This window comes from Alcaligenes aquatilis, assembly GCF_003076515.1.
In the GTDB taxonomy this organism is placed as follows: Bacteria; Pseudomonadota; Gammaproteobacteria; order Burkholderiales; family Burkholderiaceae_B; genus Alcaligenes; species Alcaligenes aquatilis.
Genome location: NZ_CP022390.1, coordinates 1035883 through 1055778, shown reverse-complemented (window position 1 = coordinate 1055778; position 19896 = coordinate 1035883). Strand labels below are relative to the sequence as shown.

At 56.3% G+C, this 19896-nt stretch carries 17 protein-coding genes; 3 read left to right on the top strand and 14 right to left on the bottom strand.

What is annotated here, in order from left to right; genetic code table 11:
- Positions 1 to 46 precede the first annotated feature (46 nt).
- A complete protein-coding gene (locus tag CA948_RS04945) occupies positions 47 to 1243 on the bottom strand; it encodes an MFS transporter (RefSeq protein ID WP_108727483.1) in 1197 nt (398 codons plus the stop codon).
- Between the two features lie 101 nt (positions 1244 to 1344).
- Here CA948_RS04945 and CA948_RS04940 point away from each other — a divergent pair, with 101 nt between their 5' ends.
- Positions 1345 to 2274 (top strand): LysR family transcriptional regulator, encoded by a 930-nt coding sequence (locus CA948_RS04940; RefSeq protein WP_108727482.1) that lies wholly within the window; start codon positions 1345 to 1347, stop codon positions 2272 to 2274.
- A 229-nt stretch (positions 2275 to 2503) separates the two neighbouring features.
- Here CA948_RS04940 and CA948_RS04935 read toward each other — a convergent pair whose 3' ends face one another.
- From CA948_RS04935 to CA948_RS04905, 7 genes are all read right to left on the bottom strand, one after another.
- Positions 2504 to 2965 (bottom strand): GNAT family N-acetyltransferase, encoded by a 462-nt coding sequence (locus CA948_RS04935; RefSeq protein WP_108727481.1) that lies wholly within the window; start codon positions 2963 to 2965, stop codon positions 2504 to 2506.
- 231 nt (positions 2966 to 3196) lie between these two features.
- A complete protein-coding gene (glnA, locus tag CA948_RS04930; protein WP_094196681.1) occupies positions 3197 to 4609 on the bottom strand; it encodes a type I glutamate--ammonia ligase in 1413 nt (470 codons plus the stop codon).
- 226 nt (positions 4610 to 4835) lie between these two features.
- Positions 4836 to 6050, bottom strand: coding sequence for a radical SAM family heme chaperone HemW (hemW, locus tag CA948_RS04925; RefSeq protein ID WP_094196680.1), 1215 nt, complete (start codon positions 6048 to 6050; stop codon positions 4836 to 4838).
- A gap of 4 nt (positions 6051 to 6054) precedes the next feature.
- Positions 6055 to 6666, bottom strand: a complete 612-nt coding sequence (rdgB, locus tag CA948_RS04920) for an RdgB/HAM1 family non-canonical purine NTP pyrophosphatase (protein WP_094196679.1) — start codon at positions 6664 to 6666, stop codon at positions 6055 to 6057.
- Between the two features lie 159 nt (positions 6667 to 6825).
- Positions 6826 to 7563 (bottom strand): ribonuclease PH, encoded by a 738-nt coding sequence (gene rph / locus CA948_RS04915; protein WP_108727480.1) that lies wholly within the window; start codon positions 7561 to 7563, stop codon positions 6826 to 6828.
- 29 nt (positions 7564 to 7592) lie between these two features.
- Positions 7593 to 10214 (bottom strand): AAA family ATPase, encoded by a 2622-nt coding sequence (locus CA948_RS04910; RefSeq protein ID WP_108727479.1) that lies wholly within the window; start codon positions 10212 to 10214, stop codon positions 7593 to 7595.
- On the bottom strand, positions 10204 to 11322 hold the full coding sequence (locus tag CA948_RS04905) for a metallophosphoesterase family protein (RefSeq protein ID WP_108727478.1): 1119 nt from the start codon (positions 11320 to 11322) through the stop codon (positions 10204 to 10206). The genes CA948_RS04910 and CA948_RS04905 overlap by 11 nt, the downstream gene beginning before the upstream one ends.
- Positions 11323 to 11467: 145 nt before the next feature.
- On the opposite strand from CA948_RS04905, the gene CA948_RS04900 reads away from it, so the two are divergent.
- Positions 11468 to 12400, top strand: coding sequence for a YicC/YloC family endoribonuclease (locus CA948_RS04900; RefSeq protein ID WP_094196675.1), 933 nt, complete (start codon positions 11468 to 11470; stop codon positions 12398 to 12400).
- A gap of 607 nt (positions 12401 to 13007) precedes the next feature.
- The gene (gene nudC / locus CA948_RS04895; protein ID WP_094196674.1) at positions 13008 to 13769 is read left to right on the top strand and encodes an NAD(+) diphosphatase; all 762 of its coding nucleotides are present in this window, start codon (positions 13008 to 13010) and stop codon (positions 13767 to 13769) included.
- An 8-nt stretch (positions 13770 to 13777) separates the two neighbouring features.
- On the opposite strand, the gene CA948_RS04890 is transcribed toward nudC, so the two are convergent.
- The 6 genes from CA948_RS04890 to CA948_RS04865 form a co-directional block, all read right to left on the bottom strand.
- The gene (locus tag CA948_RS04890; protein ID WP_094196673.1) at positions 13778 to 14233 is read right to left on the bottom strand and encodes a MarR family winged helix-turn-helix transcriptional regulator; all 456 of its coding nucleotides are present in this window, start codon (positions 14231 to 14233) and stop codon (positions 13778 to 13780) included.
- Positions 14234 to 14304: 71 nt separating this feature from the next.
- Positions 14305 to 15462 carry an FAD-dependent monooxygenase gene (locus CA948_RS04885; protein WP_108727477.1) on the bottom strand — a complete coding sequence of 386 codons (1158 nt, stop codon included), beginning with the start codon at positions 15460 to 15462 and terminating at the stop codon, positions 14305 to 14307.
- Positions 15463 to 15472: 10 nt separating this feature from the next.
- Positions 15473 to 16465, bottom strand: a complete 993-nt coding sequence (locus CA948_RS04880) for a VOC family protein (RefSeq protein WP_094196671.1) — start codon at positions 16463 to 16465, stop codon at positions 15473 to 15475.
- Positions 16462 to 17325 (bottom strand): alpha/beta hydrolase, encoded by an 864-nt coding sequence (locus CA948_RS04875; protein WP_108727476.1) that lies wholly within the window; start codon positions 17323 to 17325, stop codon positions 16462 to 16464. The genes CA948_RS04880 and CA948_RS04875 overlap by 4 nt, the downstream gene beginning before the upstream one ends.
- A 4-nt stretch (positions 17326 to 17329) precedes the next feature.
- Positions 17330 to 18568 carry an MFS transporter gene (locus tag CA948_RS04870; protein WP_108727475.1) on the bottom strand — a complete coding sequence of 413 codons (1239 nt, stop codon included), beginning with the start codon at positions 18566 to 18568 and terminating at the stop codon, positions 17330 to 17332.
- A gap of 170 nt (positions 18569 to 18738) precedes the next feature.
- A complete protein-coding gene (locus CA948_RS04865) occupies positions 18739 to 19863 on the bottom strand; it encodes an MFS transporter (protein ID WP_108727474.1) in 1125 nt (374 codons plus the stop codon).
- Between the last annotated feature and the right edge of the window lie 33 nt (positions 19864 to 19896).

The window sequence follows — 19896 nt, the reverse complement described above, 5'->3', positions numbered from 1 at the left end:
CAGGTGCTTTTGGGGATCAGTAAGCAGATGTAGAGCGTTAGGCGTGTTAGTGATCCACCGCCTGTGTCTGATCGTGATGGGGATTCAGTCTGGCGACAGTGCTGCGCAGGAAAATAGGCAAGGCTACAGCAACAAGTGCCATCAGACACAGCAAGGTATAGAGCGCTGATAGAGACAGGTCCTGACCACTCAAGATCGTGGATGGAAGGGCCAAGGCAATAAAGCTGCCAAGATGGTTCGTTGTAGTTTGTAGCGCCATGAAACGACCTCGCTGCACGTGATTGGGATAGCTCGCACTGCAAGCGCTGGCACACACAAGACGGATGTAGCTGCCTGCCATGAACAGAATCATGAATCCTTGGGCTGTGCCCCATTTCAAGGCCAGCATGATCAAGGACAGGATCAGAAGCAGTGTGCCCAGCTCAGATGTTCGGACCTGCCCCCATTTCTTGATAGCGATGGCGGACAGACGTGAGGCCAGCCAAGCCGCAACGCCACCCAGAATGAACGTCGCTGGCATGTGTTTGAGCTCAGAGCCGTAGCACAAGGTTAAAACAGGGATCAGAACCGGGATGAGCAGCAGTGACCCTGCTTGTGCAACAGCCGGCAAGCATAACCAGCGCCACGCCTCTTTTCCCAAACACAGTTGAGGTACTTGCTGGGCGGATGTGGGAGTGCGTGAAGGCAGGTAGCGATAGGCCAGCGCGGCAGCCAGCAAGCAAAGTCCGGCCAGAACCAGCAAGGCGATACGCCAACCCAGCTCCACAGCGATGAGCAAGGTGGCGGGCATTCCGACAATGCTGACCAGGGCAAATGCGCTGACGACAATCGCAATCGCGTCGGTCCGTTGCTCGGCATTCAGGTCAGTCAGCAGCAAAGCCATGGCTGCACTCATCAGAAAACCGCCGAGCAAACCGGCGCCCAGGCGCAGTATCAGAAATAGTCCAAATGCAGAACTGTTCGCGCCCCAGGCTGTGAGCATGGCCAACAGAACCAGGGCCAGTAGCAACAAGGGCTTTAAAGCCACTCGATGCATCCAGCGTGCCGCCAATATGCCAGACAAGGCGGCAGCCCCCATGTAGATGGAGGCGACATAACCGGCGTAGGTCGCAGGGACATCAAAATCCACTGCCATCCAGACAAACAAAGGCGTTAAGGCCATAAACTCCAGGGCATGAACAAACTGGATGAACGACACAGCATGGGCACAAAGCCGGGGGTGACATACGTCAGAATCAGACATGGTGATAGATACCAACAAGAAAGGCTTTAGCCTAACTTCTCTCGGTTTTGATATGCAGTCTCTATAATTTGAATGTTTATTTATCAAAACCGGGATAATCCATGAGTTCCCAACTGAATCTAAATGCCTTGCGGGTTTTTGTACAAGTTGCTGAGAGCGGTAGTTTTACCGCTGCAGCACAGGCCTTGGATTTACCAACCTCGAATGTCAGCCGCTATGTAGCGCAACTGGAGCGGCAGATTGGGCAGCGTTTGCTGGAGCGCAGTTCCCGGCAACTGCGTCTCACCAGCGTTGGCCAAGGCCTGTTTGACACGCTCCAGCCTTGGTGGGGAGCCTTGAGGCAGGCTGAGCAGGATTTGCTGGATCAACGTACCCGTTTGTCAGGCCGCTTAAGAATTTGTATTCCATCGGAGGTGGGGCCGGTTTTATTCGCCGGTGCTCTGGCCGATTTCGCGTCCCAGCACCCTGATCTGGAGCTACATTGTCAGACCAATTTGGAAGGCCCTGGCGTGCTGATGCAGGATTTTGATCTGGCTTTGTTGATGTGCCGGGGTGCTCTGCCAGACAGCAGTCTCGTGGTGCAGCCGCTATGTTCTTTCGATTGCCAGGTTGTGGCTGCGCCTGCGTTGATCGAGCAATACGGCATGCCGAGCAGCCTGGAAGAATTGGAGCATTTACCCTGCATTACGACCGATACAGCCTTGGATGGTCAGGCCTGGCAGTTTGTTTTGCCTGATGGTCGTTTTCACGTTCTGAATGTTTCCAGCCGTTTTCGCGTCAATAGCGGTTTGCTGGCTGGGGCTGGTGCCGTCAAAGGTTTGGGTTTTGCGATCTTGGCACGCCAAGGATGTGAAACCGACATTGCTCAAGGACGTTTGGTTCCAGTCCCCCTACCCTTGTCGCCTGCTCCTTTGCGTTTGGTGCTGGCTTATACGCATCGACGGCACCTGTCGAACTCGGCGCGGGCCTTGATTGAGTATCTAAAGGAGCAAGGCGAGAGCGGTACTTTGCCTGGATTAGACACGAATTAGATTTGGAGGCTGACGCTTCTTATTTATCGCTTGTTGCCGGGTATCGAATGCTTTGATACTTGTCCTTGCAAGTCAAATTTTTTGGGGCTGGTTGAGGATTCTCTCCGGCCTTTGTCATGTCTGGCGTGCCAAGAGCCAGGATCTGAGCTTTATACGGAGCAAAACCGGGCAGAGGCAGTTGTTACCGTCGTGCAACGTTGCGTTTCTATCGCCACGCTACTTAATGAGGCTATCGAGCAAGGACACTCGGTTTGAGCATATCAATATGAGGAATGCCGTCTTCGTCGTAGACCTCGCCCACAGGTTCAAACCCTAAAGAACCGTAGAACTTTTGCAAATGCGCCTGTGCGCCAATGCGTATGCCCGCGCCAGGATAATGGGCTTCGGTAAAGCGGATGGCTTCGGCCACCAGTGCATAGCCAATTTTCAGGCTGCGAAACTGGGCCAAGGTCAGGACGCGGCCAATCGAAGGCTCGGCATATTTCAAACCGGGCGCGACGACACGGGCATAGGCAACCAGCTCATTACCTTTGAGCACGGACAAATGCCAGGAATGCAAATCCAGGCCGTCCACGTCCTGGTAGGCGCACTGTTGCTCGACCACAAACACGGCTTCGCGCGCCTGGATGATCGCGTACATTTCTCGCGTGGACAGATCGTCCAGCCGTTTCCATTGGAAAATCAAATCCATCTCTACTTCCATACCGATCGTGATTTATAGACTGTGTCTGGTTGATTGTCTAAGCATGAATTGCAGGTGCAAGCCGGCAATGTCCTTGCGGCTACAGAGAAATAACATACCGTGAAGGTCTGGCTCCTGGATTGCTACGTATAGGCACGACGACGGTTGGTAAGCCTATAAAAAGAGCGGCCCGAAAGCCGCTCTTTTTGTTCGTACTGGCCAAAGCCAGTGCCTTTCATCTTACAGGCCGTAGTACATGTCGAACTCAACCGGATGCGGCACCATGCGCAAACGAGTGATTTCGGCTTGTTTCAGCTCAATGTAGGCGTCCAGCATTTCATTGCTGAACACACCGCCACGGGTCAGGAATTCGCGATCTTTGTCCAGGGACTCGATAGCCTGTTCCAGCGACACACAAACGGTTGGGATTTTTGCATCCTCTTCGGGTGGCAGATCGTACAAGTTCTTGTCGGCGGCATCGCCGGGGTGAATCTTGTTTTGCACACCGTCCAGGCCGGCCATCATCAAGGCCGAGAAAGCCAGGTAAGGGTTGGCCATTGGATCGGGGAAGCGGGCTTCAACACGACGTGCCTTGGGGTTGCTGACGTAAGGAATGCGGATCGAGGCCGAACGGTTACGGGCGGAGTACGCCAGCTTGACCGGGGCTTCAAAGTGCGGAACCAGACGCTTGTAGGAGTTGGTTGAAGGGTTGGTGATGGCGTTCAGGGCACGAGCGTGCTTGATGATGCCGCCAATGTAGAACAAGGCGAACTCGGACAGACCGGCGTATTCGTTACCGGCAAACAAGTTCTGGCCGTCTTTCCAGATGGACTGGTGTACGTGCATGCCAGAGCCGTTATCACCAACGACAGGCTTGGGCATGAAAGTGGCTGTTTTGCCATAAACATGCGCCACGTTGTGGACGGTGTATTTCAGGATCTGGTTCCAGTCAGCACGCTCGACCAGAGTCGAGAAGCGAGTGCCGATTTCCAGTTGACCGGGGGCCGCCACTTCGTGGTGATGGATTTCAACAGGAACGCCCTGCTGTTCCAGCAACAAACACATTTCGGAGCGCAAGTCGGCAAACGAATCCGTGGGTGAAACAGGAACGTAACCGCCTTTGACACCAGGACGATGCCCCAGGTTGTTGCCATTGAGTTCCAGACCGCGCGACCAGGGGGCTTCTTCGGAACGAATCTTCACGAAGCTGCCCGACATGTCGTCGTTCCAGGTAATACCGTCGAACACGAAGAATTCCGGCTCGGGACCAAAGTACGCGGTATCGCCCAAACCACTGGAGCGCAGATAGGCTTCAGCACGTTTGGCCAGCGAACGAGGGTCGCGGTCGTAGCCTTTCAAATCGGAAGGCTCGACCACATCGCAGGTCAGAATCAGGGTGGGCTCTTCACGGAACGGGTCCATACGGGCGGTTTTGGCGTCCGGGATGAGCAACATGTCCGAGGCTTCAATTCCTTTCCAGCCAGGCAAGGAAGAGCCGTCAAAAGCGACACCAGACTCAAAGCGATCCTCGTCCACCGCGTGTGCGGGGGTGGTCAAGTGGTGCTCGCGGCCCAGAGTATCGGTAAAGCGGAAATCGACAAACGTGATTTCGCGTTCGGCAATGATCTTCAGAACATCTTCGGGGGAGGACATGATTACTCCAGCGTCAATGACGTTAACAAAAAGTGAGGAGGAGTGGCGCGGATCATTGTGTAACCCACTAAGGCAGGTCTTCAACACGCTTATCAAAATCGGGGCTGAATTGATGCAAACAGACCGGCATCGATAAATTCGTTATGGCATAGGACTTACCAGAAATTAATTGTAGAGCAATTGTGCGGATGCACAATAAAAAATGTCTTAAATAAACAATTAAATGTCAGGAGCCTTCATCTGGCAGGAATGATTCCTGTAAATCATTTAAGAATCGCCAGCCTAAATCGGTGGTACGAACGCGAACCGGGTCGGCAGCCAGCAAACCTTTCTCGATATTGCGCTTGATGACGGGAAGGATCTGCGCAAGTGGTATGCCCGTACGCTCCTGGAAGTACTGGGCAGGTACACCCTCTTTCAGACGCAGCACGTTCAGCATGAACTCGAAAGGTAGCTCTTTGGGCATGACGCGGGCGTTATGCGCATAGTGGCTGCCGTCGCGCTTGATGGCGTTCTGCATCCACTGCGCCGGGCTGCGGGTGGTCGCCGTACGGATAATACGGTCGTGAAAGGACAGCTTGCCGTGGGCCCCTGGGCCGATGCCGATATAGTCGCCAAATTCCCAGTAATTCAGATTGTGGCGGCTATGGCCACCCCGCTTGCTGTAGGCTGAAATCTCGTACTGGTTCCATCCACGGCTGGCAGTTAACTCGATCAACCTGTCCTGCATGGCGGCGCTATCGTCGTCATCGGGCAAGGCGGGCGGGTATTTGGCAAAGACGGTATTGGGTTCCAGCGTCAAATGGTAAAGCGACAAGTGCTCGGTCTCATACGACATGGCTTGCACAATGTCCTGCTCGGATTGCGTTGGGGTCTGGCCCGGCAAGGCGTACATGATGTCCAGATTGACACGCTCCACAGCCTTCATGGCGGCTTCAATGGCCTGCCGTGCTTGCTGGCTGTCATGAATACGACCCAGTGCCTTCAGGGCTTGATCGTTAAAGCTCTGAATACCCAAGGAAATTCGGTTTACACCGCTTTGCGCAAAGTCCATGAAGCGCGAGGCTTCCGAGGCACCGGGATTGGCTTCCAGGGTGATTTCTGCGTCGGGCAGCAGGTTCAGATGGGAGCGCAGCAAGGCCAACATGCGGTCCAGCGCCTGGGCCGACAGCAGGCTGGGCGTGCCGCCACCGATAAACACGGAAATCACCTGTCTGCCCCAGACCAGTGGCAAGGTTTGCTCCAGATCGGCTTGCAAGGCGTCCAGATACTCGTTTTCGGGTAGCTCAGCCGGTGCTTCGTGTGAGTTGAAGTCACAGTACGGGCATTTGCGCACGCACCAGGGCACGTGAACGTACACAGACAAGGGAGGCAGACTGGGAAGCAAAGTGGCAGGGCCGGAGCCAGGCCGAATGCGCACTTCGGGAGAAAAAACAGTCATGTTTTTACTCGGCGGCCAGACGGGCCAGCAGTGCTTGCATGGCTTGCGCCCGGTGGCTGTATTGGTTCTTCACTTCCGGCGAGAGCTGCGCCGCGGTTTGCTTGAATTCAGGCAGGTAAAAATGCGGATCGTAGCCAAAGCCATTCTCGCCAACGGGCTGATCCTGAATCTCCCCTTCCCAGACGCCTTCAATCACGATAGGCCGTGGGTCCTGGGCATGGCGCACATACACCAGAACGGCCACATAACAGGCGCGGCGGTCGCGTTGTCCTTGCAGACGTTGGACCAGCAAAGCGTTATTGGCAGCATCGGACTTTTCACCACCCAGTTCGCGGGCGGCAAAACGAGCGGAGTACACGCCGGGAGCTTGGTCCAGGGCGCGCACACACAGGCCGGAGTCGTCGGCCAAGGCGGGTAAGCCGCTTAACTGGCTGGCATGGCGAGCCTTGGCCAGCGCATTCTCGATAAAAGTAGCAAAGGGTTCCTCGGCCTCAGGAATGTCCAATTGGCCTTGCGGGACCATGCTGATACCGGCCTGGGCCAGGATGGCGGAAAACTCCTTGAGCTTGCCGGCATTGTTGGAGGCCAGGACAACACGCTTGGATTCAGTGTTCATAAGTCGCTGCAGGCGGCAAAGCGCCCTGTTCAGTAAAAATGGCAAGGCGCCGTGCCAGGCAGTGGATGCTGCGCGGAACGGCACGGCGTCCCAATAGCAGGTTTGTCCCGTCGCCTAGCCGTGTGGCGTAGGTGGCAGGACAAACCCAATTCATAACAATCAGCCCTGCAAAGCTTGTTTCTGGGCTTGCATCAGTTCGGCAATGCCCTGCTCGGCCAGATCCAGCAAGCGGTTCAAGGTGGGTCGTGCAAAGGTCTGGCCTTCGGCAGTGCCCTGCACTTCCACCAGATTGCCGCTGCCTGTCATGACGATATTCATGTCCACGCCGCAGGCGGAGTCTTCCAGATAGTCCAGATCCAGTACGGGATTGGATTCGAAGACACCGACCGAGACGGCCGCCAACTGATCCTGAATGGGCGAGGCTTGCAGCTTGCCCTGCTCTTGCAGACCGCGTACGGCCAGACTGGCAGCCACCCAGGCACCGGTAATGCTGGCGCAGCGGGTGCCGCCGTCGGCTTGCAAAACGTCGCAGTCAATGTGAATGGTGCGCTCGCCCAGGGCTTTCAGATCGAAGACGGCGCGCAGGCTGCGGCCGATCAGACGCTGGATTTCCTGGGTGCGGCCATTTTGCTTGCCACGGGCGGCTTCACGGTCCGAGCGGGTGTGTGTGGAGCGAGGCAGCATGCCGTATTCTGCCGTTACCCAGCCCTGCTCCTTGCCTTTCAGAAAGGGGGGGACTTTGTCGAGCACGCTGGCATTGCACAAAACATGGGTTTCACCCAGACGGATCAGTACCGAGCCTTCGGCGTGACGGGTAAAACCGGTCACCAGTTCGATAGGACGGCATTGTGCAGCAGATCGACCCGAGGGGCGTGCAATCGTAGCGTTTTCAGACAAGGCTAGGCTCCGGATAACATTCAAAACGCTTATTGTACGCCTTGCGGGACAGGCCGTAGCGCCACACCCATGTCCATCCACTTATCGGCCTGACAGGTGAAAAGCAGGATCTGATGGCGTTGGGCGGCATCGTGAATAATGCGCTTCATGGCACCCAGCCGATCGTTGTCGCTGTGGACCAGCACGTCATCCAGAATCAGCAAGGTAGGACGTCCGGCTTGCTGCAATAGATCCGCATAGGCCAGGCGTGCGATCAGGCCAATTTGCTCGCGCGCACCAAAGCTCAAACCGTCGATATCGTCCGCCAGCCCTTGCCCATTGTCGCGTTGCAACCAGCGTGGGGCCAGATGCTCGTCCAGCTCCACCTGTGCCTTGCCCAAAAGCAGGCGCAGATAGTGATTGATGTGTTTTTGCAAAGGTTCGTGTAATTGCTGGGTCAAGGCGTTGCGCTGTTCGCGCAGCACAGACAGCAGCAGGCGCAAGGCTGCAACACGGCGCTCGTAAGTGGCGCACCGACGCTGGCAGTCGTGCAGACGCAGTAAAGTCTGGTCGATTTGCTCTTCCAGACCTTGTGCTCCGTGAGTTTCCAGCTTGGTTTGCACCAGTTGGGCGGCCAGACAGGCCTCGTTATAGCTTTGCTCCTGCTGCAGGGCGCTGCGCTCCAGACGTTGCAGGTCCTGCTCCAGAACCGAGACAGGCAAGGCGGCCAGTTCGGTGGCCAGCGTCTTTTGGTCGGTCAGTTGTTGTTCGCGTTGCAGGCGCAACTGTCCCCATTGCTGCTCGCGCTCCTGCTGGGCTTGCTGGCGTTGCGGGTCAGCCCATTGCTGCTCCAGGCTGTTGGCTTCGGCCCGTGCCTGCTCCAGGTGGGCCTGGGTGCGGGCGACGGCTTCACGGGCGTCGTGCCAATCGCTTTCCAGCGCACGGTACTGTTGCTCGGCCAGGACCGTTGCTTGGGCGATACGGTCCCGTTCCGAAGCCTCAATCGCCTCGCCTTGTGGGCGCTGCGGGGCTACGCGCTGCTGAGCCGCCTGAACCAGGCCCTGCAAATGCGCCTTACCCTGCGGGGCAAGCGCTTTCATGGCGCTGCGTAACAATCGGTCTTGCTGCTCTTGTTCCCGATATTGCTCGCGGCGACGCTCTAATTCTTCCAGGCTTTGCGCGCCCAGTTGGCTAAGCGCCTGTGTGTATTCTTGCCGGGTTTGCGCCAATTGTTGCTGCACTTTACCCAGATCGCGACCACCCGGAATGATGCGTAGCTGGCCCATTCCGGGCAGCTCAATCAGGGTGCTGGTGCTCAGGTGAGCGCGGTGTTGGCCTTGAATGGACTCGCCATCCAATAGCAGGCTGGCTCCGTCTTGCAGTTCGATCTGCACTTCGGTGGAAATCGTCTCAAGCTGGTGTTGTAAGCGCTGGATAAGCTGATGCTGCTGGCGCACTTGGTCCAATGCCTCATCGCTTATTTTCAACTGCACCAAGGCGGCACCGCATTGAGCCAGCTGGGTTTCCAGCTTGCCCAACTCCTCCAGTTGTCCTTGTACCTGCTGCAATTGCTGCTGCGTACCTTCAAAGCTGGCTTGATCTTGAAACCATTGCTGCCAGGTACGGGCGCGCTCCTGCTCCTGCCGGCTGGCGTCTGCATGGCTGCGAGCCTGCTCCAGACGCTGGCTGAGGGTGTTGAGCGTGCCCTGCTCTTGCTCTAGCTTGGCGCCTAAGGATTTCACCTGTTCGGCGCGCTGGCTGCGTTGGCTGGCCGATTCCTGATCGCGCTCCCTGGCTTGCTGATAGAGCTTCTCGCGCTCTGCCAGCATGGTCAGTGCCTGTTGTATTTCCTTGGCACGCTCCTGTAATTGGCGGGCTTGACGCAGCTGAACTTGCACGTGTTTGGCTTGTTCGCGCAGTTGTTCCCATGGGCGGTTTGTCTCGGCATGGGCAATTTGCTTGCGGGCCTGCGCCAGTTCGTTCACCCACTGTTGATACTGTTGCAAGGCGGACTGCTGGCTTTGTAACTGCTCTTCCAGCTCCTTGGCCTCTTTCTGCGCTGCCAACCAGACGCCACGCGGCTGTCCTTGAGCCTGTGTCACATATTGGTCCAACTGTTGCTGGGCCTGTTCGATCAGATAATCCCCGTCGGCACTGGTCAGATCGGCGATTTCACTACCTAAAGCCTGCTGTAAGGTGCCGCTGGCGTGTTCGACCGAGCTGCGCAGATCCTGCCCCTGCCCTTGCTCGATCCACAACAGGCCCGGCACACCCCAGTTACGGGCCTGGCTGCTGCCTTTGGCGGCGTACTCAAAGCCCATTTGCTGGGCCAGGTACTGCTCGGCTTCATCATTGTCCAAATGCTGATTGCCTATGTACAGATCGCAGCGCTTGCGCTTCAGAAAACGCTTGCTCAGGCGCATGTCCTGGCCGTTCAGGCTGAAATCCAACTCGATTTCTGGCGCGGCCGAGGAGTCGCCCCAAGGCAGGATTTTTGTCAGGCTGCCCGTGCCATAGCGCTCGAAAAACACCGTGCGCAGGGCTTCAGCCAAGGTGCTTTTACCGGCCTCATTCGGGGCGCTGATGATATTCAGGCCCGGCTCCAGCTTGTCCAGTGAGACGGGCTGACGAAAGCGCTTGAATTGCTCGACGCGCAGGGACTTAATGTGCATGACCGCCTTCCTTATCGCGCAGCAAACCGGCCAGAATCAACAAGGCATCTTCGGCGGCTTGCTGTTGATTGCCGTGACGCAGCTCCTGCAATTGTTTCAATGCCGCCTGCAGATAGCCATCGGCTTGTAAGGCGTTCAGATCTTCCTCGGACGGGGCCAGACGCAAGGCATCGCGCTGGCAATCCCAGGCGCGACAACGGGCCTGGGCCTGCCCCAGAATGCTCTCCAGACGCTCAAAACCGCCTAGGCTTAGTTGGCCAGATAGTTCCAGCTCCACCACGCTTTGATCGGTCAACGCACTGAGTTCCCGCTCTAGCAGATCCAGGTCCGTGTCGTCATTCAAATGCTGCTGAATGCTGCGCCAAGGGTGCTGGGCAACCGGCAAGGCTTGAACCGCAGGTGTTGCGCCGGGTTCGCTGATATCGACCAGCAAGGCTTGGCCGGCGTCATTATCCCGAAAGCGGTCTGGCTCGGGGGTGCCGCTGTAGTAACAGCGATCGTTGATTTTAACGGTGCCATGCCAATCGCCCAGCGCCAGATAGTCCAGATTGGCTCGTTGTACGCGGTTTTGATCAATGAGATTGTGGCTGTCCAGGTGTTCCAGCACCCCGCTGACGCTGCCGTGCGCCAAACCCAGACGCCAGTAGCCTGCTGGGCTTTCAGCCTGATCGAACCACTCGCTCAAGTCCTGGTAAGTCTGGCGTTGTGTCAACGGTGCTGGCAAGACCGCAAGTTTCAGGCTCTCCAGCAGAAACGTCTCTGGTTTATCAAGCACATGCACGTAGTTGGGAATGCAGTTCAAGCGGCGCGCGCGCGTCCAGACGCTTTCGCTCAAGGCAGCGTCATGGTTACCGGGCAGGAGTAGCCAGGGGCCGGTGAATCCCGCCATGGCATTGAAGCTGCGGCGTAGATTGCGATCGCTCAGGGTTTGCGAGTCAAAGACGTCGCCTGCGACTACCAGCAGATCAGCCTGATGTTCCGTCGCCAGTGCGGCCAGCTTCTCGATGGCCTTGAAACGCGCCTCGGCCAGGGCGGCTGCGTCCTCCAGCTCAAAACGCGAGTACTGGCGACCTATTTGCCAATCGGCTGTATGCAGGATTCGTAGCATGACTGCCCTTCGTGATGAAAAAAATTGGCCCTCACAGGCCTTGAATGCCTAAAGTATAGAGCTTTGTAGCAGCGAGAGGAGCGGCCAAAGCCGGGACCTGAGAGTACAATTGGCGGCTTTATTCCATTCTTAAAGCGACCCACCCATGATCCGTAGCATGACCGCGTTTGGCAGTGCCAAGGCCGAGTCCGAAGCAGGCACCCTCAATATCGAGATGCGCAGCGTTAATAACCGCTTTCTGGACCTGAATCTGCGTCTGCCCGAAGAGCTGCGCTTTGCGGAGAATCTGCTGCGCGAGCTGGCTGCAAAGGGCGTGCAGCGCGGCAAGCTGGAATTGCGGGTCAACTTTGCCCGTAGTGGCACGGATCAGCAACGAAACCTGGACATGGAAGCAGTCGAGCGCACGGCGCAGATGCTGCAAGTAGCACGTGTTGCCATTCCAGACCTGCCTGCGCCCGAGTTGCATACCTTGTTGAGCAATCAAAGCGGCAATAATTCGGGCATGGACCCGCAAGTCTGGCTACCCATGGTCAGTGAGGCGTTTGAGGCTGCCTTGCTGGATTTTCAGGCCACCCGAGAACGTGAAGGCCAGCGTCTGGCACAAGCCATGCTGGCTATTCGTCAAGACATAAGCGCCATTGTGGACGAGGTCGAACAGCACCTGCCCGCAATCCTGACAGAGCAAAAGAACAAGATTGCTACTCGTCTGCATGACGCCTTGCTGCAAGCCAGCCCAGACGGCTTTGCCCTGATTTCGGGCCAAGAGCTGTCTGCCCGCGTTGCCCAGGAAGCGGCTGTCTTCTCTCTGCGTATTGATGTGGCCGAGGAAATCGCCCGCCTGCGTTCGCATTTGACCGAGCTGGAGCTGATTCTGAACGGCGATACCAGTGTGGCGTCCAACAAGAAAAGTACCCGCCAAGGCAGCACCGGTAAGCGTTTGGACTTCTTGTTCCAGGAGATGAACCGTGAGGCCAATACCTTGGGCTCCAAGGCTGGCAGCATGGATGTGACACGTGCCTCTATCGACCTGAAGCTGTGTATTGAGCAACTGCGCGAACAAACCCAAAACATCGAGTAAAACCAAGTCAGCCTCTTTTTTTTCCCTTCCCACAGTTTTTTTTGCAGGTGCTGTCTGCTTAAGCCGCATTAACCCCCAAGGTTTATGCGGTTTTTTTCAGAAAACCGTCTGGTTCAGATCTGGCGGTTTTTTTGTGGGCCTTTCCGGATGATCGCCAAACTCCCGGTAGCATTTTTTTAAAAGTGGTCTGGTTGAATGAGTAAAAAACATCAACACTTTATAAGTCGCCTTAATATATAAAAATAAAACAGCAATTTTTAAAATAAAAAAATAAAACAAAAATAAGAAATGATTTTTATAAACAATGAATTCACTTTTAAAAATTTAAAAACAAGTCATTAAGTTTAAATAAATACGCGCTTAATTATCTGCCTGCTAATTAGTTGGCTTGCACGTTTTGTCCTGGGGTATGGCAAATAAAGTCATGACAAACGTCATCTCTTTGACAACTGTGTTTCTGGTTTTAAAACAGCCGTTTTCTCTGTCCCTGACCTTGATACCTTGCTTGGCCTGCTATATTTTTTCCGCCTTTTTTCACCTTTGGCCTTCCCGTACAATAGCCAGCGTTGCACTGCACTTAGGCGGCTTATTAAAGGACAGGAAACACATGAATTTCATTTTTCGTGGAAATGAAATATTGGTCAGCAGCCAGGAAGGGCAAGCCTTGATTCCCGCCAAACCCGCTCTGGATTTAGCTCCGGCGCAATGGCATGCTCTTTTTCCGGGCGAGGATTGTCAGGATTTTGCCTGCCACGTCGCCGTCCAGACCCCGGCTCCAGATGGCTTTATCTTTCGTCCCTTGCGCGGCGTGCTCTCGCAGTTGGGCGATCAAGCCAGTCTGGTGAACCGGGCTTTTCAAGTCTCAGAATGGGCACGTAGTCATCGTTACTGTGGGGTGTGCGGCTCCGCCATGGAACGCGTCAAGCATGAGCTGTGTTTTCGCTGCACTTCCTGTGGCTTCTCGGCCTACCCCCGAATCTCCCCGGCCATGATGGTGCTGATCCGCGACAAGGACCGTATCTTGTTGGCCTGCCACTCTACGTATGCCACGGCGCGTTACACCGCCTTGGCTGGTTTCGTGGAAGCTGGTGAGAATCTGGAAGAAGCCATTCACCGCGAGGTGATGGAGGAGGTGGGACTGCGCGTGGACCGTATCCAGTATTTCGGCAGTCAGTCCTGGCCTTTTCCACATTCTTTGATGGTGGCTTATACCGCCGAATATGCGGGCGGTGATTTGCGTATCCAGGCTGACGAGATCAATGACGCGCGCTGGTTTGGCCCGGGTGATGCCTTGCCGGATCTGCCCCATACCGATTCCATTGCGGGTCGTTTGATTCGGGCCAATCTACCGGGCCAGGCCCAGCGTTAACCCTTGCCTCAGGTCGCCAGATGCGCGGCAACATGGCGCAGCATGCGGCCAAAGTCTTCGCGCTCATCAGGACTGAGCACGGACAGGGCGTTATCAATCATTGCCTTGGCGGCGGGCCAGACTTGCGCATAGCGTTCGCGGCCCGTTTCGCTCAGGTACACACGCATATAGCGACTGTCGTTTTCGTCTGCGCGACGCTGAACCAATTCACGCTCTTGCATTTGATCAATTACCCGGCTCAAGACCGGCTGATGCACGACAATGGCCTTGGCAATTTCACCGATGCTGCGCCCGTCTTCATCCCACAGATATTGCAAGACCCGAAAATGCACATAAGTCATATTGTGCTCACGCAAGGTGGTCGATCTTAGCGTTTGGTCCAACTTGTAGATAATGCTTGCCATCTGGAAGGCCAGATTGGTTTCTACACAGCTATCAGGGATGGAAACGGAAGTTTTGCTCATGGTGCCTTGGAGGAGTCAGTCCTGCGCTTGACGCCCCATGAAACCGGAGCGACAAGCGGACCGTCAGTATACTAGCAGCGCTCTGCTTGGACAGTGCCCGTCGGCGTATGACTGGCAGCGCGGAAAATCTGCGCGTAGCTCCAGGGATTGGCCATGGCAGAACGCACAACTTGCGTACGCACGGCATCGGGCAAGGCACTGATCTCGCCATATAAACAGGACCACTTCTGGCAGTGCTCAACAATCTCGCGCTCATTGTTCTCCCAGGCCTCCAAGGCGTCGGGTATATCGCGCACATCCTGGACCTTTTCCAGGAAGGTGGCCAGAGCCAGACCATTTTGCATGGCCATGCCCCCGCCCTGCCCCAGATTCGGAGGTTGAGCATGAGCGGCGTCACCTAAAATCGCCGTACGGCCGCTGGACCAGGTTTTGCAGCGTGTCACACTGTAACGACCCCAACTGACTGGGCCATCGGCACGCGCAATCAGGTGTGCCCAATGCGGGAACAAAGCGGACCAGTATTCCTTGTCGATCTGGGTATTGCTTGCGCGCACATCGTCGTGTGGACAAGTCAGGGCCAGATAGGTTTGGGTTTCACTGACTGGCGTAATCAACAAACGATGCAGGCCGTTCCAGTTCTCGATGTATTTTTGAGCATCTTGCTCTTGGGTGTCGTCCGGCCTGCGCTCGATCATGGTGCGTAAGGCCCCTTCGCGAGTTTGCTCGTGTACCAGCTCCAGCCCCAGAGCCTGGCGGATACGTGACCAGATGCCATCGGCGCCTACCACCAGATCAGCACGCAAGCGCTCGCCCGAGGCCAATTGAACTTCCCCGCGTGCGTTAGCGGCGATGACTTCTACATTCGTGCGAACCTTCACGCCGGCGCGCTTGCCTGCTTGCTCCAAGGATTTCAGCAGTTGCGAGCGCATGACGGTAATCAGCCGACGGTCGGCCGGTGTGGGGCCGCAATCGATGACTTCGTTATTCAGGTCACGCTGTTCAAAATGGCTACCGTAAAAAGCACCTTCAATGGCTTGCTCGTAGGCCCCTAAGGCCTTCAAAACGCGCAGGCCATTTTCCCAGATATAAATACCGGAGCCATTGGCGCGCAATTCAGACTGGCGCTCCAGCACGGTGACATCCCAGCCACGCTGAGCCAAAGCGGCAGCGCTTGCCAAGCCACCCAGGCCACCGCCTGCGACCAAGGCACTTCGTTTTTTATCGGACATGCTGGTTTCCTTAAACTTGCGCCCACAAAGGCAAAGAGTGATGGCGATCCAGAGCGCGCTCGCCTGCCTGCGTCACATACCACTCGCTGAGCAGACCGTCCGGATCACGCAAGAAGAAAGCGCGCTTCCAGGGCAAGTTCACATCGTAAACGGGGATGATGTTCTGGGCTTTCAGGCGCTCCAGCGTTTGTTCCAGATCCTGAACGCTGGCCAGCTCGAAACTACCATGAGAGAAGGAAGCTTGTTTGTCACGTACCAGAATCAGGCTGTAATCATAATTGGCCAGGCCGGCACGTAAATAGACGACTCGATCGTTTTCATAGACCACGTCCAGACCAGCGACGTCGGTATAGAAGTGGCGCATGGCGTCCAACTGAGCGGTACGCAGCACGGCGTGGGTGACACGACGGGGTTGGACCGGGGCGTCAGGCACTGTTTCCAGAACCGGGTCAGCATCGTAGCGGCCTTCGGAAAACGGCTCCTGCCCTTCGGGATCCCAGCGGCTGGTCAGCAATTCCATGGGGCCACCTAGCACGCTGCGCCAGTCTTTAATGGTGTCGCAGTAGAACTCGTTGTAGTTGCCATCGGGGTCAAACATATAGACGCTATGAGCGACCTGGTGGTCCACCGTCATGTCAATGTCGCACCCCTGTTCTTTTGCACGCCTCCAGCCAGCCACCAGTTCAGCCTCGTTCTCCAATTCCCAGGCCAGGTGATTCAGGCCGGGATTCAGGCCAATCGTGCCGGGCAGTTGCAGCAGACCGTCACGGCCATAGCGATTCACGCCTTTGGTCGTTTCCATCATGCCCAGGTCATGGGGAGTGTGGCCGGTGCCCAAAAAGGTGGCCACCAGATCAGGCTCGGTAAATTCCACTTTCAGGCCGCAGACCTGGCTGTAAAAATCTTCACCGCGTTGCAGCTCATCAACCCACAGGTTGACGTGGCCCAGACGGCGGGGCTCAAAGCACGCGGTTAGGGTGGAGTGGGAAGTTGCTTGTGTCATAGTCTCTCCTCCTGGGTATGACGATTCATGGTCTGCAACACGGCCAGCGTCAATGCGCTGTCGCTCTGCTCCAGATCCATCAAGACGTTGAAATGATGTCGGTTTGGCACGGACATGCTTCGCACCAGGCAGCCCGCCAGCTCGCATTGCCGGGCGTAGTGACGGCTTTGTTCGTGCATGACGGCCGGTTCCAGTGCGCCCCAGGCCACGAGCACGGGGGTTCCTTGCGCTGGTGGGTGCAAAGCCGGGCTATAGCGTTGGGCTTGTTCGTCGTCCAACTGCAGCCAGTCATTCACGGCGGTCTGCAAGATGGGATGCAAATCCATCACGCCGCTGAGAATGCTGGCGCTGTGGATCAGGCGCTGTTCGCGTTGGGCATCGGCCGCCAGCAACATGCCGCTTAAGTGCCCTCCTGCCGAGCTGCCACTAATATGAATACGCTGTGGGTCGCCATTGAATTGCCTGGCATGCGCGTGAACCCACTGCAAAGCGCGTTCGCATTGCGCCACGATCTGCGGCAGGCGGTAAGCGGGAGCCAGGCCGTAGTCCAGGCAAATCACTGTGGCACCGGCTGCATGCAGGCTTTGCGCCATCATGGCCGAGTCGTCCTTGGACAACATGCGCCAGTAGCCACCATGAATGAACAAATAAACCGGGGCACCGGCGTGGCGGGCTGCATAGACATCCAGTTTTTCTGCCGGGTCATCGCCATAGGCGTGCGTGCAGAAACAATTGCTCAAGGCAGCGCGGGCCCGTTCACTGGCGTGCTTGTAGGCGGCCATTTCAGCGTCAAAATCAGCCACCGAGGCCTGGAGCCGGTATTGCTCCAGGTCTGCCGGATCAAAAATAAGTTTGTTCATTTCTTTAGTCCGGCTGTGCTGACGGCAAGCGGTTCAATAGGAGGAAACCGATAAAAACCAGCACTTCTACCGCCAGGAAACTGCCAAAGGCCCAGACGTAGGAGCCGGTCAGACTCAGCAGCAGGCCCAGCAAGGACGGCGCGACAAAGGTGGCAAACACACCGCCCATCTCGGCATAGCCAGCAGCACAGGGGCCCAGGTTCACGCCATAGCGTTCACCCACGTAACTGAAAATAGCGCCACCATGAAAGACCCCTACGCCACAAAGAATGGCCACGATCAGCAAGCCGCTGTAGGGCAATGCTTGCCAGGCAACCAGAACACAGGCGCTGGCCGCCAGAATGGTGAGCCACATGCCCACACGCATCACGCCAACACGGGTGAAGCGGTCGCTGACGTAACCGCCCAAAATCAGGAAAAAGACCTGGGACAAACCCATGATGGTGCCGAACAAGGGGGCTTGTTCGGGGGCCATTTTCTGCACATCAATCAAGGCAGGAATCAGCCAGGTCGCCGTTGCGGCAACCGAGAACAAGGCACCAAAAATGGCCAGAATGCCCACCCAGATCCAGGGGCGTGCGGCAATGGAGCGCAATACACCGGCGTCGGTTTTGATCTTGTCGTGAGGATCCTGATAAGGGCCGGCGCGTACCACCAATTGTGTGATCAAGCAGGCGCTTAATGTCAGCCCGCCCAGGACCAGAAAGAAAGCACGCCAGCCATGCGCCATGGCGTAAGGCAGACCCAAGGCAAAATCCAGGGTAATGGCCAGCGAATAGGCGGCCAGAATAATGCCCAGTACCAGACCCTGGCGGCGTGGCGCAAACCATTGCATGACGATTTTCATGGACCCGACCCAGACGGCGGAGTCAAAAAAGCCCACCACCAGACGCAGCAGAAAGAGCTGCGTGAAATCCTGCGCCTGGGTCTGCAGAAGCATGAGCAAGCCGCTGCCACCCAAGCCAATCAGGTACAAACGGGCCGAGCTCATGGAACGACCACGTGGTGCCCAGAACAACATGCCCAGCGCGAACGAAACACCGAAAGCGCCCTGCACCAAGCCAGCTTGTGCGGGGCTGAGTGACAGGTCTGCCGACACAATTTTGATAACGGCTGCAAAGCCATAAAAGTCGGCTGCCAGGCACATCTCACCCAGCACAGCCATTAACAGCATGAGCAAGGCCACTGCGCCGCGTGGCTTGGCCTTGTCGAGCGGATTTCCGATAACCCCCTGTTCCACCATGTCATCCTCTCCTTTTGGATAAATGTTCAAGCTGAGTGTTTGTCAGACACACTCTTCAATTGCTTTAAACATGAAGGATTATGGTGATTCGACTTAATCTATGTCAATACATATGTATTAGCATATACCCTATAGTGAGGTGCCTTACGAAGGGCATGTCAGGGTTTTTCTCAAGTCCTATTCAGGGGTAAAGCCAGGCAAATAGCGGCCAGAACGGCACAAATAAGGGTCACATCAGCCAGATCCCCCCACCAGGCTGACAAGGCCAAGCCCAGACCCAGCAGCAAGCTGTACATTAGGCCAAAGACCGCACCGGCCATACCCGCTACCGAGCGATAGTGCTGCAAGGCGCCGGACAAAAGGTTAGGAATCGCCACCGCATAGGCCAGCGCAAGCAGCATGGCAGGGAGCAGAAAAATCAGGTGTTTGCCTGCAAATTCCAGACCAGTAGCCGATACCGCCAACAGCGCAATGCCCCGCCAAATCAGCCTACGGGACGACTGCCCCGCAGCCAGCCAGCGGCGGTTTAAAAATGCACCCATGAACGTGCCCCCAGCCAGCAAGACACCGGCAATCATCATGAGTTGCTTGTCCGAACCCAAGCCTTGCAGCAAGAAAGGAGCCCACTGATAAAACGCAAAAATCGTGGTGTTGAACAAAGCTACCAGCAAGGCGGACTGCCAGATTGCGGGATCTTGCAGCAGGCGAATCAGAACGTGCAACAAGCTGCTGTGCGGGTTTTGAACGGGGCGGGTTTCAGGCAGGTACAACAGACAAGCAGCCAACAGAAGTAAGGCCAGAACCAGCAAGCCGATGAAAACCGGCATCACTTCAGCACCCGAAGACAGGACCACACCCATGGCCAAACCCAGCAAAGGGCTCAGCGCCAGAGCTGCCCCGATAGTGCCGAAAATCTTGGCCAGTTCTTCGGCCTGATAACGGTCCCGCAGCATGGTTTGCACGCCAATGGAGCCGACCGCCGCACCAAATGCGCTCATCATGCGAGCCAGCAAGAGCACTATGAAGTTCGGGCTGAACAGGGCGAGCAGACAACCCAGGCCATACACCGTCAAACCCGCCAAAACAGCCGGTCTGCGCCCAGCCCGGTCGCACAGCCAGCCCCAGAACAGTACACCGAGCGCAAAGGCAATAAAGTAGACGGACAAGGTTTGCCCCGCCTCACTGGCCGATACCGCGTAGCTCTGGGCAATAAGCGGCAAGGCGGGGCTATAGGCGGTCTCCACCACCTGCGGAAACATGATCAGAGCGATCATCAAGAGAAGAAAACGAGTCATGCCAATTCACACATCAATTTGAAAAGAATCAGC